This window comes from Pseudomonas sp. G1002 (assembly GCF_013385455.1).
Lineage (GTDB): Bacteria > Pseudomonadota > Gammaproteobacteria > Pseudomonadales > Pseudomonadaceae > Aquipseudomonas.
Genome location: NZ_JACAPY010000026.1, coordinates 99,328 through 116,832, shown reverse-complemented (window position 1 = coordinate 116,832; position 17,505 = coordinate 99,328). Strand labels below are relative to the sequence as shown.

2 protein-coding genes are annotated in these 17,505 nt (G+C 63.0%); both read left to right on the top strand.

All coding sequences use genetic code 11. From position 1 onward, the window contains the following. Nucleotides 1-5,122, top strand: a 5,122-nt coding sequence (locus tag HX801_RS14235; protein WP_177022275.1) for a non-ribosomal peptide synthetase, incomplete at its 5' end; no start/stop codon positions are given. Continuing rightward, complete coding sequence (locus HX801_RS14230) at nt 5,122-17,451, top strand: non-ribosomal peptide synthase/polyketide synthase (RefSeq protein ID WP_177022274.1); 12,330 nt, start codon at nt 5,122-5,124, stop codon at nt 17,449-17,451. The genes HX801_RS14235 and HX801_RS14230, both read left to right, overlap by 1 nt. Nucleotides 17,452-17,505: the final 54 nt, after the last annotated feature.

The window sequence follows — 17,505 nt, the reverse complement described above, 5'->3', positions numbered from 1 at the left end:
AATTGAAGCGCGCCTGAACGCCCTGGCGGCGGTGCGCGAAGCCGTGGTGTTGGCCCAGGAAGGGCTGAACGGCCAGCAATTGGTGGCTTACGTGATCCCGGCGCAAGGCGCCGAGGATGCAGGCGCCCTCAAGGCGCAGCTGAAAGCGGACCTGCCGGACTACATGGTACCGACGCACCTGCTGTTCCTGAATGAATGGCCACTGACCGCCAACGGCAAGCTCGACCGCAAGGCCCTGCCGCAGCCGGACGCAAGCCAGGTACAGCACGAATACGTGGCGCCGCAAAGCGCGCTGGAACAGCAAATCGCAACCGTCTGGCAAGACGTGCTGAAACTGGAACGGGTTGGCCTCACCGACAACTTCTTCGAACTGGGTGGCGACTCGATTATCTCGATTCAAGTGGTCAGCCGCGCCCGGCAGTCCGGCATCCGCTTTAGTCCAAAAGACCTGTTCCAGCACCAGACGGTGCAGGCATTGGCGACTGTCGCGCAGACCGGTGACCCGGTGCAGGTAATCGATCAGGCTGCGGTGCAGGGCCCGGCGTTGCTGCTACCGATTCAACAGGCTTACTTTGCCGACGCCATCCCGCAGCGTCATCACTACAACCAGTCGGTGCTGCTGCAACCGGCCCGTGCGCTGCAAGCGGCGCTGGTGGAGCAAGCATTGCAGGCGCTGGTGCTGCATCACGATGCGTTGCGGGTGATGTTCAACGAAAGCGCCGAAGGCTGGAGTGCCAGCCATCGCGACGCATCGATGCGCAATGATCTGTTATGGGTGCGCCCGGTGGCCGATGCTGGCGCGCTGGAAGTGCTGGCCAATCAAGCCCAGCGCAGCCTGAACCTGCAAACCGGACCCTTGCTGCGCGCCGTGTTGGCGACTCTGGACGATGGCACCCAGCGGCTGTTGCTGGTGATCCATCACCTGGCGGTGGACGGTGTGTCGTGGCGGATTCTGTTCGACGACCTGCAAACGGCCTACAACCAATTGCTCGCCGGGCAAGCCTTGCAATTGCCGGCCAAGACCAGCTCGGTCAAGGCGTTTGCCGAACAGTTGCAAGCGCATGCACGCAGCGCGCAATTGCAGCAGCAGTTGGCCTACTGGCAGGCGCAACTGCAAGGTGCGCCGGCTGACCTGCCGTGCCTCAACCCCGAGGCGAGCCCACAGAACGGCCAGGCCATCACTGTTCATACGCGCCTGGACAAACACCTGACGCGGCAACTGCTGCAGGAAGCGCCAGCCGCCTATCGCACTCAGGTCAACGACCTGTTGCTGACCGCCCTGGCGCGGGTGGTCTGCCGTTGGACCGGGCATGCAAGTACCTTGATCCAGCTTGAAGGCCATGGTCGCGAAGAGTTGTTTGCCAACATCGACCTGACGCGCACCGTGGGGTGGTTCACCAGTATGTTCCCGGTCCAGTTGTCGCCGGCGGCGGCACTCGGGGACTCGATCAAGTCGATCAAGCAAGGGTTGCGATCGATCCCGGACAAGGGGGTGGGTTTCGGCGCGCTGCGCTTCCTCGGTGACGAGGCCAGCCGGTCAGCCTTGCAAGCGCTGCCGGTGCCGCGCATTACCTTCAACTACCTGGGGCAGTTCGACGCCAGCTTCGATAAGGAACAGGGCGCGTTGTTCAGCCCGGCCAGCGAAAGCGCCGGTGAAGAGCAAAGCGCGATGGCGCCCCTGGGCAATTGGCTGAGCCTCAACGGGCGGGTATTTGATGGCGCACTGAGCCTGGGCTGGACGTTCAGCCACCAACAGTTCGAGCAGGCCACCATCCAGCAACTGGCCGACGATTATGCCGTGGAACTGGCTCTGTTGATCGGTCATTGCTGCGATCCTGCAAACCATGGCATGACGCCTTCCGACTTCCCGCTGGCCAGCTTTACCCAACCGCAGCTCGATAACCTGGGCCTCGCCGCCCGTTCGGTGGATGACATCTACCCGCTGGCGCCGATGCAGCAGGGCATGCTGTTCCACAGCTTGTACGAACACGGCAGCGGTCAGTACATCAATCAGATGTGCCTGGACATCGACGGTCTCGACCCACAGCGTTTCGAGGCTGCCTGGCAGGCGGCGGTCGACGCCCATGACATTTTGCGCAGCAGTTTCATCTGGGAAGGCAGCGAGCAACCGGTGCAGGTGGTGCATAAACAGGTGCGCGTACCCTTCACCGCGCTGGATTGGAGCACACGCACGGATGCCCCGCAGGCCCTCGTCGAGTTGGCGTCCAGCGAGCGCGACCAGGGTTTCGACCTCGCCCTCGCGCCGCTGCTGCGGCTGGTGCTGGTCAAGACCGCTGAACAGCGTTATCACCTGATTTATACCCATCACCACATTCTGATGGACGGCTGGAGCAACTCGCAGCTGCTGGGCGAGGTGTTGCAACGTTACGATGGCCAGGTGCTGCCGCGCCCGGCCGGCCGCTATCGTGACTACATCGCCTGGCTGCAAGGGCGTGATGCCAAGGCCAGTGAGACGTTCTGGCGTGCGCAACTGCACGCGCTCGACGCGCCGACGCGCCTCGCCGAAAACCGTTTCGCCGCGCCGCAGCCGGCTGTCGAGACCAGCCATGCCAGCCTGTATCACTCACTGTCCCAACAGCAGACCCAACGCCTGGGCGAATTCGCCCGCCAGCAAAAGGTCACCCTCAACACCGTGGTCCAGGCGGCCTGGTTGCTGCTCCTGCAACATTACACCGGGCATGACACGGTGGCCTTCGGCGCCACGGTGTCCGGACGCCCCGGCGAACTCAAAGGCGTCGAACAGCAGATAGGCCTGTTCATCAATACCTTGCCGGTGATTGCCAGCCCCCGGCCGGAACAATCGGTCACCAGCCTGCTGCAACAGCTTCAGGCCCGCAACGTTGCGTTGCGCGAGCATGAACACACGCCGCTGTTCGAGATTCAGCGCTGGGCCGGGCAGGGCGGTGAAGGCCTGTTCGACACGCTGCTGGTGTTCGAAAACTACCCGCTGGCCGAGGCCCTGCAAGCGCAGGCACCGTCAGGCCTGAGCTTCGGCACGGTGGGTAATCAGGAACAGACTAATTTCCCGTTGACCCTGGCCGTTAATCTCAATGAGACCCTGAGCCTGCACTTCACTTATGCCCATGCTGCGTTCCATACACATACAATCCAGCGCCTGGCTGAGCAGGTGGAGCACGTGCTCGCACAGATGGTGAGCCTGGCCGCCGACCGTAGCCTGGGCGATATCGACCTGGTTGGCGCGGCGACGCGCACCGTGCTGTTGCGCGACTGGAATGCCACGGCAGTGCCGGCCACCGACCCACGCCACGTTCATCAATGGTTCGAGTCCCAGGCTCGACGCACGCCTGATGCGCCGGCCCTGTTGGCCGATCAAGCGTCGCTGACCTATGCCCAGCTCAACCTGCGCGCCAATCGCCTGGCTCATGCGTTGATCGAGCGGGGTGTAGGCCCGGACGTGTTGGTGGGGCTGTGCATGCCGCGCAGCGTGCAGATGGTCGTCGGGCTACTGGCGATCCTCAAGGCCGGTGGTGCCTATGTACCGCTGGACCCCGCTTATCCACAGGATCGCTTGATGTACATGGTCGAGGACAGCGGCATTGCCTTGCTGTTGACCGAAACCAGCGTACAGCCGTACTTCGCTGACGTGGCCGTGGACTGCCTGCTGCTGGACGCACTGCCCGAGCGGTTCGATGGCTACGGCGAGCATGAGCCTTCGGTAACCGTCGACAGCCAGAACCTCGCCTATGTGATCTATACCTCCGGTTCCACCGGGAAACCCAAAGGCGTGACGATTCGCCATGGCGCCCTGAGCAACCATATGGAATGGATGCAGGGTTGCCTGAAGCTGGATCACAGTGACCGTGTCCTGCAGAAGACCGCCATCAGTTTCGACGCCTCGGTGTGGGAGTTCTGGTTGCCACTGATGAGCGGCGCGCAACTGGTATTGGCCGCGCCGCAATTGAACCTGGACTTGACCACCTTGTGGGTCGAGGTGGAGCGTTGGGGGATCAGTGTGCTGCAAGTGGCGCCATCGTTGCTGCAGGCGCTGTTGCCGCTGGCGACCCGTGAACACCTGGCCTCCTTGCGCCTGCTGCTGTGCGGCGGTGAAGCGCTGAGTGCGCACCTTTCCCGCCAGGTCCTGGGCCTCTTCGATGGCGAGCTGCGCAATCTTTATGGCCCCACGGAGGCCACGATTGATACCAGCAGCCATGCCGTGGCGGCCACTGTCGAAGACGACGGGCGAATCATCGCCATCGGTCGTCCGATCAACAACGTATCCACCTATGTGCTGGACGGCGCCTTGCAGCCTTGCGCCGTGGGGGCGATTGGCGAGTTGTACATCGGTGGTGAATCCCTGGCCCGTGGTTATCACCAGCGTCCAGGGCTGACCGCCGAGCGCTTCGTTCCCGATCCGTTTGGCGAGTCGGCCGCCGCACGCCTGTATCGCACCGGCGACCTGGTGCGCCACGCCGAAAATGGCGTAATCGAATACATCGGCCGGATTGACCATCAGGTGAAAATCCGTGGCCTGCGCATTGAGCTGGGTGAAATCGAAGCCCGCCTCCACGCTCAACCTGAAGTACGAGACGCGGTAGTGCTGGCTCGGGAAACGGCGACCGGCACGAGCCTGGTGGGTTGGCTTGTCAGCCAGGACAGCAGCCTGGATAGGGCGGCCGAGGCGCGCTTGGGTGAACAGCTCAAGGCGCGGCTGGCACAACAGATGCCGGACTTCATGGTGCCCACCCATCTGGTCTTCCTCGATCAACTGCCGCTTACACCCAACGGCAAACTCGACCGCAAGGCACTGCCCGCACCGGATACCCGCGCGCTGCATTCGGCTTACCTGGCGCCGCAAAGCGATCTGGAATGCAAGGTCGCGGCCATCTGGCAAGGCGTGCTCAACGTTGAGCAGGTCGGTCTGGCGGATGATTTCTTCGAGCTGGGCGGGCATTCGCTGCTGGTGGTGAATGTGGTGTCGCGCCTGCAGCTCGAACTGGGCATGAAGTTAACGCCCCAATTGATATTCCAATTTCCGGTCCTCGGTGCGTTTGTCGCGCAACTGGAGCAGACCGGCACGTCAATGAGCACGTCAAAATTGAGCAAGCTTGAAGCGCTGCTTGATGAATTCGAGGAGGTTTGATGGACACCGCTGTCGCACAACGTATTGCCAGGCGCTTCATAACGCTGCCGCTGGAAAAACGCCGTCTTTACCTGCAGAAAATGCTCGAAGAGGACGTTTCCCCGGCGAACCTGCCGATTCCGCCTGTCAGTGCCGAGTTCGACACGTTGTCATTGTCCTTTGCCCAGGAGCGTCAATGGTTTTTGTGGCAGCTGGACCCGGAAAGCGCGGCTTATCACATGCCTACGGCCCTGCGCTTGCGCGGTCCATTGGACATTGCGGCGCTGCAACAGAGTTTCAGTGCGCTGGTCGCGCGCCATGAGAGCCTGCGTACCACCTTCGTGGTGCACGGCGAGCAAGTGGTGCAGCAAGTGCAGGAGGCTGCACCGGTAAATCTGCAGGTGCAGCCTCTGGCCCAGGTGCCGGATGCGGCGCAACTGCGGCACTTGATCGAAGACGAGACGCGCCGGCTGTTCGACTTGCAGCAGGGGCCCTTGTTGCGTACGTGCCTGTTGCAACTGGGCGCGGATGACCATGTGCTGATTGTCACCTTGCACCACATCGTTTCCGATGGCTGGTCGATGCAGGTAATGGTCGAGGAGTTGGTCAAGGGTTACGCCGCGTTCAGTCGAGGGTTGAGCCTGGAACTGCCAGCGTTGCCGATTCAATACAGCGACTACGCCATCTGGCAGCGGCACTGGATGGAGGCCGGCGAGCGGGAGCGGCAGTTGCAATACTGGACCGCGCAACTGGGCGGCGAGCAGCCGGTGCTTGAGCTCCCGACTGACGTTGCGCGCCCGGCCGTGATGAGCTATCGCGGTGCCCGGCTGGAGTTGGATATCGACACCGCGCTGGCCTGCGGCCTCAAGCAGATGGCCCAGCGCGAAGGGGTCAGTCTGTTCATGATCCTGCTGGCCTCCTACCAGGCCTTGCTGCATCGCTACAGCGGGCAGAACGACATTCGGGTTGGCGTGCCGACCGCGAACCGTAACCGGGTGGAGACCGAGGGGTTGATCGGCTTTTTCGTCAACACCCAAGTGCTCAAGAGTGAGGTCGACAGCCAGGGCTCCTTCAGTGCCTTGCTGCAACAGGTCAAGCAGACTGCGCTGGATGCCCAGGCGCATCAGGACCTGCCGTTCGAGCAACTGGTGGAAGCCTTGCAGCCGCAACGCAACCTGAGCCACAGCCCGCTGTTTCAAGTGATGTTCAACCACCAGACCCAAGGCCCGGCGGGCGAGGGGCCGGCCGGTGAATTGAAGGTCGAGGGGCTGCGCTGGGATACCCATAGTGCACAGTTCGACTTGACCCTAGAAACCATGGAGCGCCCCGATGGGCTGTCTGCGGCGCTGATCTATGCCACGGATCTGTTCGGTGCAGACACGGTTGCGCGGATGGCCGGGCACTGGCAAAACCTGCTGCAGGCAATCATCGCGAACCCGGCACAAAGCATCGGTGAGCTGCCGTTGCTTGACGCTGAACAGCGCCAAGCGCAGCTCGACGATTGCGTCCGCACGTCGGTAGCCACACCGCAGGCGGGTTATGTTCATCGATTGTTCGAGGCACAGGTGGCCCGCTCGCCGGAGGCGCAGGCGCTGGTCATCAATGGCCAGCGCTTGAGCTACGGGCAACTCAATACCCGGGCCAATCAGTTGGCGGTGGAGCTGCAACGTCACGGGGTGGGCGCGGGTGTGCTGGTGGGCATTGCCGTCGAACGCAGCCCGCACATGCTGATCGGGTTGTTGGCAATCCTCAAGGCCGGCGGCGCCTATCTGCCTCTCGATCCCGCGTTCCCGCAGGATCGCCTCGCCTACATGATTGAGGACAGTGGCATCGACCTGTTGCTGACCCAACATTCACTGCTCAGCCAGATCCCGGTGCCTGACACGGTCACTACGCTGGTGCTGGATCAACCGGGCAATTGGCTTGACGGCCATGCCGGTGACGATCTGCCAACCCGGCTGGATCCGGAGCACCTGGCTTATGTCATCTACACGTCTGGCTCCACCGGCCAGCCGAAAGGGGTGATGGTGCGACATGGCGCCCTGACCAACTTTGTCGCAAGCATGGCCAGGGTGCCGGGCATGACCGCCCAGGATCGGGCGTTGTCACTGACCACGTTCTCGTTTGATATTTTCGGCCTGGAAATCTACGTACCCCTGATGGTCGGCGCGTGCATCGTGCTGACCGGCCAGGAGGTGGCGCAGGACCCGTACGCCGTGCTGGCCCTGATCGACGCCGAACAGGTCAACGTGGTGCAGGCGACTCCCTCGACCTGGCGCATGTTGCTCGACAATGAACAGGCCCACGTGCTCCAGGGGTGCACGTGCCTGTGCGGCGGCGAGGCGTTGCCCCAGGAACTGGCGGTGCGCATGCTTGGCCTTGGCGGTGAAGTCTGGAATCTCTATGGCCCGACGGAAACCACGGTCTGGTCGGCGTTGCACCGGCTGCGTCCGCAGGCTGCGCAACCTTGGCTGGGCGGGCCAATCGACAACACATCGCTGTACATCGTCGGTGCAGACCTGATGCCGGTGCCCTATGGTGTTGCCGGCGAATTGCTGATCGGCGGGGACGGCCTGGCGCGGGGTTACTTCCAGCGCCCGGGATTGACCGCGGAACGTTTTGTTCCCCATCCGTTTTCCAGCACCGGCGAGCGGCTTTACCGCACCGGCGACCTCGCACGTCAGCGCCCGGACGGTATCCTCGAATACCTGGGGCGGATCGACCATCAGGTGAAAATTCGCGGTTTCCGCATCGAGCTCGGGGAAATCGAAGCGCGCCTGCTGGAGCAGGACGCTGTACGTGAAGCCGCGGTACTGGCCCAGGATTCCCCGGGCGGCCAGGCGTTGGTGGCGTATGTGGTCCCCGCCGCCGAATGGCAGGGCCTGGATGCCGACGGCCAGGGTCGCCTGCGCGATAGCCTGAACGCCCGGCTCAAGGCCAACTTGCCCGACTACATGGTGCCGGCGCATATGGTGCTGTTGCCAAGGTTCCCGCTGACCCCCAATGGCAAGCTGGACCGCAGGCAACTGCCCAAGCCCGATGCCAGCCAATGGCAGAAAACCTACGTGGCTGCGCAGACGCCGGTGCAGCAAGCGGTGGCGGCGATCTGGGCCGAGGTGCTCAACGTGCCGCGGGTTGGCCTGAGTGACAACTTTTTCGAGCTGGGCGGCCATTCGCTGCTGGCGACCCAAATGGTTTCGCGGATTCGCCAGCAACTGCAAGTCCAGGTGCCTTTGCGCCTGCTGTTCGCCCATAACACCCTGCAAGCATTTGTCGAGGCGATGGCCCCGGCATCGTTGACTCCTGAACAGGCCATCCCGCGCGTTGCACGCGACCAGCCGCTTGCCCTGTCATATGCCCAGCAACGGCAATGGTTTTTGTGGCAATTGGAGCCCACCAGCAGCGCCTACCATATTCCCGCGGCCCTGCGTTTGCGCGGACACCTTGATCTGGCGTCCTTGCAACAGTGTTTTGACGCCCTGGTGGCGCGTCATGAGAGCTTGCGTACCCGGTTTGTGCTGGAGAACGAGCGTCCCGTACAACGGGTCGACGCGCCGGCACCGGTGGCGATTGCGCTTGAGTCGGCGGCTGCCGGGCTGGATGACCCTGGCCTGCGCGGCTTGATTGAAACTGAAACCCGCCAACTCTTTGATCTGCAGCGTGGGCCGTTGCTGCGGGTCAAGCTGTTGCAACTGGGCGCTGAAGATCACGTGCTGATCCTGACCCAGCACCACATCGTGTCGGATGCCTGGTCGATGCGGGTCATGATCGATGAGCTGATGCAGTTATACCGCGGCTTCAGTCAAGGCCAACCGGCGGCGTTGGCGGCACTGCCGATCCAGTATGCCGATTACGCACAGTGGCAGCGTCAGTGGCTGGCGGCGGGTGAGCAGCAACGTCAGCTCAGCTACTGGACAGAACAGTTGGGCGGCGAGCAACCGGTCCTTGAACTGCCAACCGACCATCCACGTCCGGTTCAGCAAAGCTATCGTGGGGCCCGGCTGCCGATCACCCTCGAGCCGTCCCTGGCCGAGAGTCTCAAGCGCCTGGCGCAGCAGCAAAACACCACACTGTTCATGCTGCTGCTGGCCGGCTTCCAGACCTTGTTGCACCGCTACAGCGGGCAGCAGGATATTCGTGTCGGGGTACCGATTGCCAACCGCAATCGCCTGGAAACCGAAGGGATGCTGGGTTTCTTCGTCAACACCCAGGTACTCCGGGCCGACATTGAGGGGCACCTGCGCTTTGACCAATTGCTTCATCAGGTCAAGCAGCGGGTACTGGGAGCACAGGCCCATCAGGACCTGCCGTTCGAGCAACTGGTGGAGCTGCTTGCACCTGCACGCAACCTGAGCCATACGCCGTTGTTCCAGGCCATGTTCAACCATGCCAGTGATGCTCGTCGCGAGGCGATTGAACTGCCGGGGTTGAGCCTGGAGCAATTGACCTGGGATTCGGGCAGCGTGCAGTTCGACCTCTCCCTGGATACGTTCGAGTACAGCGAAGGCATCAGTGCCGCACTGTCCTATGCCTCTGACTTGTTTGAGCCAGCCACCGTCGCACGCCTGGGCGAACACTGGCTGAACCTGCTGCGCGCGATTGTGGCCAACCCCACCCAGCGCATCGCCGAATTACCGATGCTCGATGCGGTGCAGCGCCGGATGATGGTTGAGGACTGGAACCGCACGTTCGCCCACTACCCGAACCACCAGCCGGTGCACCACTTGATCGAAGCCCAGGTGGAGCGGGCCCCGCATGCCGTGGCGTTGGTGTTCGAGGGGCAGTCGTTGACCTATGCCCAGCTCAACGCGCGGGCCAACCGATTGGCTCATGCCTTGATCGCGCGTGGCGTAGGCCCCGATGTGCTGGTGGGCATTGCACTGCACCGCAGCCTGGAAATGGTGGTGGGCCTGTTGGCGATCCTGAAGGCCGGCGGCGCCTATGTACCGCTGGACCCGGAATACCCGCCGGAACGCCTGTCCTACATGATCGACGACAGCGGCATCGAATGGTTGCTGACCCAGCAAGCGCTGGTCGCAACCTTGCCGCTGCCGGAACGGGTGCGCACGCTGATACTCGATGGTGACGATGCCTGGCTGGCCGGTGAGGCGCAAGGCAACCCCGAGTCGCGGGCCGTCGCGCAAAACCTCGCCTATGTGATTTACACCTCCGGATCCACCGGCAAACCCAAAGGGGCTGGCAACAGCCACGGCGCCCTGACCAACCGGTTGTGCTGGATGCAACAGGCCTACGGGTTGCACGCCGACGACCGCGTGCTGCAAAAAACGCCGTTCAGCTTCGATGTGTCCGTCTGGGAGTTTTTCTGGCCGCTTATGACCGGCGTCCGCTTGGTCGTGGCGTCGCCAGGGGATCATCGCGATCCACAGAAGCTGGTCCAATTGATCGAGCGCGAAGGCATTACTACCCTGCATTTCGTGCCGTCGATGCTGCAAGCGTTCGTGCTGGATGCCAATGTCAGCCGCTGCACCAGCCTCACCCGTATCGTTTGCAGTGGCGAAGCGTTGCCGATCGATGCGCAGCAGCAGGTCTTCGCCAAGCTGCCGGGCGCGGGGCTGTTCAATCTCTACGGCCCTACCGAAGCCGCAATTGATGTCACCCACTGGACCTGTCGTGACGAGGGCCGTGACGCCGTGCCCATCGGCGAGCCGATTGCGAACTTGATGACCTACATTCTCGACGCCGAGCTCAACCCGGTGCCCTGCGGCGTCAACGGCGAACTGTACCTCAGCGGCCAGGGACTGGCGCGTGGGTACCACCGTCGCCCTGAGCTGACGGCCGAACGATTCGTGGCAAGCCCGTTTGTCGCGGGTGAACGGCTGTACCGCACGGGCGACTTGGCCCGTTACCGCGTTGACGGGGTGATTGATTACATTGGCCGTATTGACCATCAGGTGAAAATCCGCGGCTTTCGTATCGAGCTGGGTGAAATCGAGGCCCGTCTGCTGGAGCACGGGGCCGTGCGCGAAGCCGTGGTGGTGGCGCAGGACAGCCGCAACGGCAAAGCCCTGAGTGGCTACGTCGTTACCCAGCCTGGCGCCGCCAGCGACTGGCCGGCACTGCGCGAGGCGCTGACTGCGCATCTGCGCCAGACCCTGCCGGAACACATGGTGCCGACGCACCTGACGCCGCTGGAGAAAATGCCCCTGAGCCCCAACGGCAAACTCGACCGCAAGGCTCTCCCGGTGCCAGACATGGCTGAGGTACAGCAGGACTTCGTGGCTCCCGCCAATGCAGTCGAAAGTGCCCTGGTCGAGATCTGGCAAGCCGTGCTCGGCGTGGCCCGGGTGGGCACTGCCGATAACTTCTTCGCCTTGGGCGGTGACTCGATCAATTCGATTCAAGTGGTCAGCCGTGCACGTCAGCAGGGAATCGGCCTGGCCCCCAAGGACCTGTTCCTGCACCAGAACATCCAGGCGCTGGCCCGGGCTGCGAGCGCCGATCAAGCCGCAACGATCGATCAGGGGCCGGTCAGCGGTGACAGCCATCTGGTTCCGATGCAGCACTGGTTCTTCGCCAATGACATGGCGCACCGTGACCACTGGAACCAGTCGCTGATGCTGACCCCGCGCGAGCCATTGGACGGCGCATGTCTGCAGCAGGCCCTTGAGCACGTGGTGGCCCATCATGACGCCTTGCGCTTGCGCTTCGTGCAATCGGGCGATGGTACCTGGCAGGCCAGCCATGAGGCCGTCGGCGCACAACCGGTAGGCCTCTGGCAGCGCCAGGCAGAGAACGCCGATGAGATCATCGCCATTGCCAACCAGGCGCAACGCAGCCTCGACCTGCAACACGGCCCGCTGCTGCGTTGCAGCCTGATCGCAGTGCAGGACGGCAGTTCGCGCCTGCATCTGGCGATTCACCATCTGGTGATGGACGGTGTGTCGTGGCGCGTGCTGCTGGAAGACTTGCAAACGGCCTACCGGCAGCTGGCGGTAAACCAGCCTGTGGTGTTGCCACCCAAGTCCACCGCGTTCAAGGCGTGGGCCGAGCAGTTGCAGGGCTACGCCCACAGCGAAGGGCTGGCTCGGGAGTTGAGTTACTGGACCGGGCAACAGGCCCATGCGTTGCCGGAACTGCCACGGGCGCGGCCTGAGGGCAGCCAGGCTTCGGTGCATGGCCATTCGGTCAACACGCGTCTGGATACAGAACAGACTCGGCGCCTGCTCAAGCAGGCACCGTCGGCCTATCGCACCCAGGTCAACGACCTTTTGCTCAGTGCCCTGGCGCAGGTGATTTGCCAGTGGACTGCGCAACCTGCGTGCCTGGTGCAACTGGAAGGCCATGGCCGTGAGGAACTGTTCGGCGACGTCGACCTGAGCCGCACGTTGGGCTGGTTCACCAGCCTGTTCCCGGTGGTATTGACCCCATCGGTGCACGCGGCAGACACCATCAAGGGCATCAAGGAACAGCTGCGCGCGGTGCCGAACAAGGGCCTGGGTTATGGCGTGCTGCGTTACCTCGGTGCAGAGGATGTCCGCTCGCGTCTGGCGAAACTCGCGCAGGCCCGGATTACCTTCAACTACCTCGGCCAGTTCGACCAGAGCTTTGATGAGCAGGCGTTATTCGCGCCGAGCGAGGAGGGCAGCGGGGCTGGGCACGCTGATGACGTGGCGCTGGGCAACTGGCTGACCATCGATGGCCGGGTGTACAACGGCCAGTTGTCCCTGGACTGGACCTTCAGCCGCGACGTTTTTGATGAGGCCACCGTCCAGCAATTGGCCGATGCCTACGGCGTCGCGTTGCAGGCACTGATCGAGCATTGCTGCGGCGAAGAGCATCAGGGCCTGACGCCGTCTGACTTCCCGCTGGCCCGTTTGACCCAGGCGCACCTTGACGGCTTGCCGGTGCCCGTGGCGCAGGTGCAAGACGTCTATGCGTTGTCACCGATGCAAGAAGGCATGCTGTTCCACACCCTGGCCGACGACAGCAGCGGCTTGTACATCAACCAGATCAGCCTGCCGGTACACGGGCTGGATACCGAGCGCTTCGCCGCAGCCTGGCAATCGGTGATTGAGCGTGAGGACATTCTGCGGACCAGCTTTCACTGGCAGGATGGCTTGAGCGCCCCGGTGCAAATTGTCCACCGCCAGGCCGAATTGCCGCTGCTGATCGAAGATTGGCGCGGCCAGGACATCAGCGAACAGGCGATCGGCGAGCGCGCAACGGCTGATTACCTGCAAGGGTTCGATCTGGCCCGTGCGCCGTTGCAGCGTGTGCTGTTGCTGCGGCTTGAGGACGACCGTTACCAGATGATCTGGACCTGCCATCACATCCTGATGGACGGCTGGAGCAGTTCGCGACTGTTTGGCGAGGTAATGCAGTTTTATGCCCAGGGCCACGTGCCGACACGCAACGGTCGTTACCGCGAGTTCATCGAATGGCTGCAACGCCAGGATCAACGGGCGCTGGAGGGCTTCTGGAGAAGCCGTCTTGCGACGCTGGAGCAGGCCACCTCGCTGAACCAGGCGATGTTCCCGCGGCATGTCGAGGATTTGCCCGGGCACCAGGCGCTTTACTCACGTTGGGATGCGGTGCAAACCGCACGCCTGCAACAGGCTTGCCGCGCCTTGCAAATCACCCCCAACACGCTGATCCAGGGCGCGTGGCTGTTGTTGCTGCAACGCTTTACCGGGCAGAACACTGTGGTGTTCGGTGCCACCGTGGCTGGCCGTCCTGCGGGGTTGGCCAATGCCGACAACATCCTGGGGCTGTTCATCAATACGCTACCGGTGATCCAGACCCTGGAACCCGCGCAGCCGCTGGATCAGTGGCTGCAAGCGTTGCAGGCCTGCAACATGGACATCCGTGAGCACGCACACGCGCCGCTGGCGGATATCCAGCGCTGGTCGGGGCTGGGTGGGCAAGGGCTGTTCGACAGCATCATCGTGTTTGAAAACTACCCGATCGATGAGCGCCTGGGTGAGCAACAGGACACCGGCCTGAGTTTCGGCGAGTCGCGTAACCATGACGTGACCAACTTTGCGATGGACCTGGCGGTCAATCTCGGCGAACAGTTGTCGATCGAATATCTGTTCCTGCGCAATGCCTTCAGTGTCGAGGCGGTAGAGCAGATTCGCCGCTGCATGGAAGACACCCTCGAGGCCATGATCGTTACGCCGACGGCGCGCCTGGGCAACCTTCAGCGCCTTGGGGCCGAGCAGTGGCGAGCCTTTGAGCAGTGGAGTGCGGCGCCGAATGCCAGCTATCAGGCGCAGCTCTTGCCGGAACTGATCGCACGCCATGCCGATTCGCGTGGCGAGGCGACGGCACTGGTGTGTGGGGGCGATTCGCTGAGCTACGGTGAGCTGGAACGTCGAGCCAATGGCCTGGCCCATCGCTTGATCGAGCTGGGGGCTGGGCCGGAAGTGGTGGTCGGGGTGGCCCTGGAGCGCTCCGTCGAGATGATCGTGGCGTTACTGGCGGTGATGAAAAGCGGCGCGGCTTATGTGCCGTTGGACATCGACTATCCGCCCGAACGCCTGGCGTTCATGATGCAAGACTCGGCGATGGCGCTGTTGCTGACCCATAGCCAGGTGCAGGCGCGCCTCCCGGCGGTGGAAGGCCTGGCGCAACTGGCCATCGATACGTTTGACCGCGCCGGCTACAGCGACACGCCGCCCGCCAGCAGTTTGCTGGGCGCCAATCTGGCCTACTTGATTTATACCTCGGGCTCCACCGGTCGGCCGAAAGGCGTGGCAGTGGCGCATGGGCCGATGAGCATGCATTGCCAGGCCATTGCCGGGCTGTATGACATGGATGAGCGCACCCGCGAGCTGCATTTCATGTCGTTTGCCTTCGACGGCGCTCATGAGCGCTGGCTCAGTACGCTATTGAGCGGGGGCACGCTGGTGATCCGCGATGCCAGCCTGTGGACACCGGAGCAGACCTTCGACGCCTTGCATCAACACGGCATCACGATTGCCTGTTTCCCGCCGGCCTACCTCAAGCAGTTGGCCGAGTACGCGGCCCATAGCCAACAGGAACCACCCGCGGTACGGGTGTATTGCTTCGGTGGCGATGCGGTGCCGGACCAGACCTTCGAACAAGTGAAAGCGGCACTGCGTCCACAGTTCTTTACCAACGGCTATGGCCCCACCGAAACCGTGGTCACGCCGATGCTCTGGAAGGTCCCGGTCGACACCCGGTGCGAGGCCGCCTATGCGCCGATCGGGCGTGCTGTCGGCGAGCGCGCGCTGTACGTGCTGGACGAAGACCTCAACCCGCTGCCGCCGGGGATTGCCGGTGAGCTCTACATCGGTGGCCAGGGCATTGCCCGCGGCTATTACCGTCGTCCGGACCTGAGTGCCGAGCGCTTTGTGCCGGACCCGTTCGGGTCGCCGGGCGATCGTCTCTACCGCAGCGGCGACCTGGTACGCCAGCGTGTTGATGGTGTGCTTGATTACGTCGGGCGTATTGACCACCAGATCAAGGTCCGGGGCTTTCGCATTGAACTGGGGGAAATCGAGGCGAGCCTGCGGCAACTGGACGATGTCAGTGACGCGTTGGTGATCGCCCGTGACAGTGCGTCGGGCAAGCAACTGATCGGTTATGTGGTGACGCCCGATGGCATGGCCATCGGTGATCGCCTCAAGGCGGACTTGCGCGCGCAATTGCCGGATTACATGGTGCCCACCCAGGTCATCTGCATGGCGGCGCTGCCTGTCACGCCCAACGGCAAGCTGGATCGCCAGGCCTTGCCGGAGCCTGAATTCAAGGGCGGCGAGTATGTTCCCGGCCGTACTCGTGACGAGCAACTGCTGGCACAGGTCTGGGCTGATGTGTTGCAAGTGGAGCGCGTGGGCATCACCGACAACTTCTTCGAGTTGGGCGGTGACTCGATCCTCAGCCTGCAAGTCGTCTCGCGGGTACGCAACCACCCTGAACTGAAGATGGACCTCAAGCTGCGGGACCTGATGCGCGGGCAGACCATCGAGGCGATTTTCGAGCAGCGTTCAAGCACCGTCGCCACGCTGATCGAGGATGTTTCGCAGGTGGCCGCCGAGGGCCAGTTCAACCTGATTCCGATCCAGCAGTGGCTGTTCGACCAGCGTATGAGCGAGCCGCACCATTACAACCAGGCATTGATGCTGCGTGCACGCCAGGCGCTGAATCTGCCGGCGCTGGAGCTGGCATTGCGCTGCATGTTGAAGCAGCACGACGCCCTGCGCCTGCGCTTTCGTGAGGTGGGCGCACGCTATTACCAGCATTACCAGCCGCTGGAGGACATGCAGGCGCAATGGGCCACTGAGCCCTTGTTATGGCAACACACCGTGGCCGATGAAGCGGAGCTTGAGCTGTACGCCGAACAGGTACAGCGCAGCCTGGACCTGCAAGACGGGCCGGTGTGGCGTACCGCTCATGTGACGTTGGGCGATGGCCAGGTGCGGGTATTGATGGTGATCCATCATTTGGTGATCGACACCGTTTCCTGGCGTTTGCTGCTGCAGGATTTGCAGGTCGCTTATGAGGCTTACCGCAATGGCCAGGCGCCGGCCCTGCCGATTCGTACCAGCAGCTACCGGGCCTGGGCCGAGGGGCTGCAAGCGTACGCGGCGAATTATCCGGCGCAGGAGCAAGCCTGGTGGCTTGAGCAGATCGACCAGCCGGGCAGTGAGCTACCGTGCGATAACCCGCGTGGCAAGAACCAGGTGCAGTACCAGTCGGTCGCGCTGATGGGCCTGTCGCAGGAACATACCCAGCAGTTGCTCAAGCAAGTGCCTGCGGTCTACCAGACGCAGATCAACGATGTGTTGCTCGCCGCGCTGAGCCGGGTGTTGTGCCGCTGGAGCGGGCAGCCTTCGGTATTGATCCAGCTCGAAGGCCATGGCCGCGAAGACCTGGTCAAGGACATCGACCTGAGCCGCAGCCTGGGCTGGTTCACCAGCATGTTCCCGGTGCGCCTGGCACCCGGTGCCGGGGCTGACATCGGGAGCTCGGTGCGTGCGGTGCAGCGGCAATTGGCGGCCGTACCGAACAAGGGCCTGGGCTACGGCATCCTGCGTCACATGAGCGGTGTGTCGATGGCCGATACCTTGCGCCTGGCACCCCAGGCGCGTGTCACCTTCAACTACCTGGGGCAGTTCGACCAGAGCTTCGATGACAAGGCGATGCTGGTGCCGGCTCAGGAGAGCTATGGCAGTTGCTACAGCCCGCAGGCGGCCCTGGGCAATTGGCTGGAAGTGGTGGGGCAGGTGTATGACGGACGCCTGGCGATGCGCTGTATTTTCAGCACGCGCCGCTACCGTGCCGAAACCGTCGAACAGTTGATGCGAGAGTACCAGGCCGAACTGGAGGCGCTGATCGAGCATTGCGTGGCACAAGCGGCTTAAGGATTGAGGCCGATCCATCGTTATACAAAGAGGGGCCCTTGTGGCTCCTCTTTC

Bases quoted from the DNA above. Each gene is read 5' to 3' on its own strand.
- HX801_RS14230 (WP_177022274.1), top strand. From the start codon at position 5,122: ATGGACACCGCTGTCGCACAACGTATTGCCAGGCGCTTCATAACGCTG.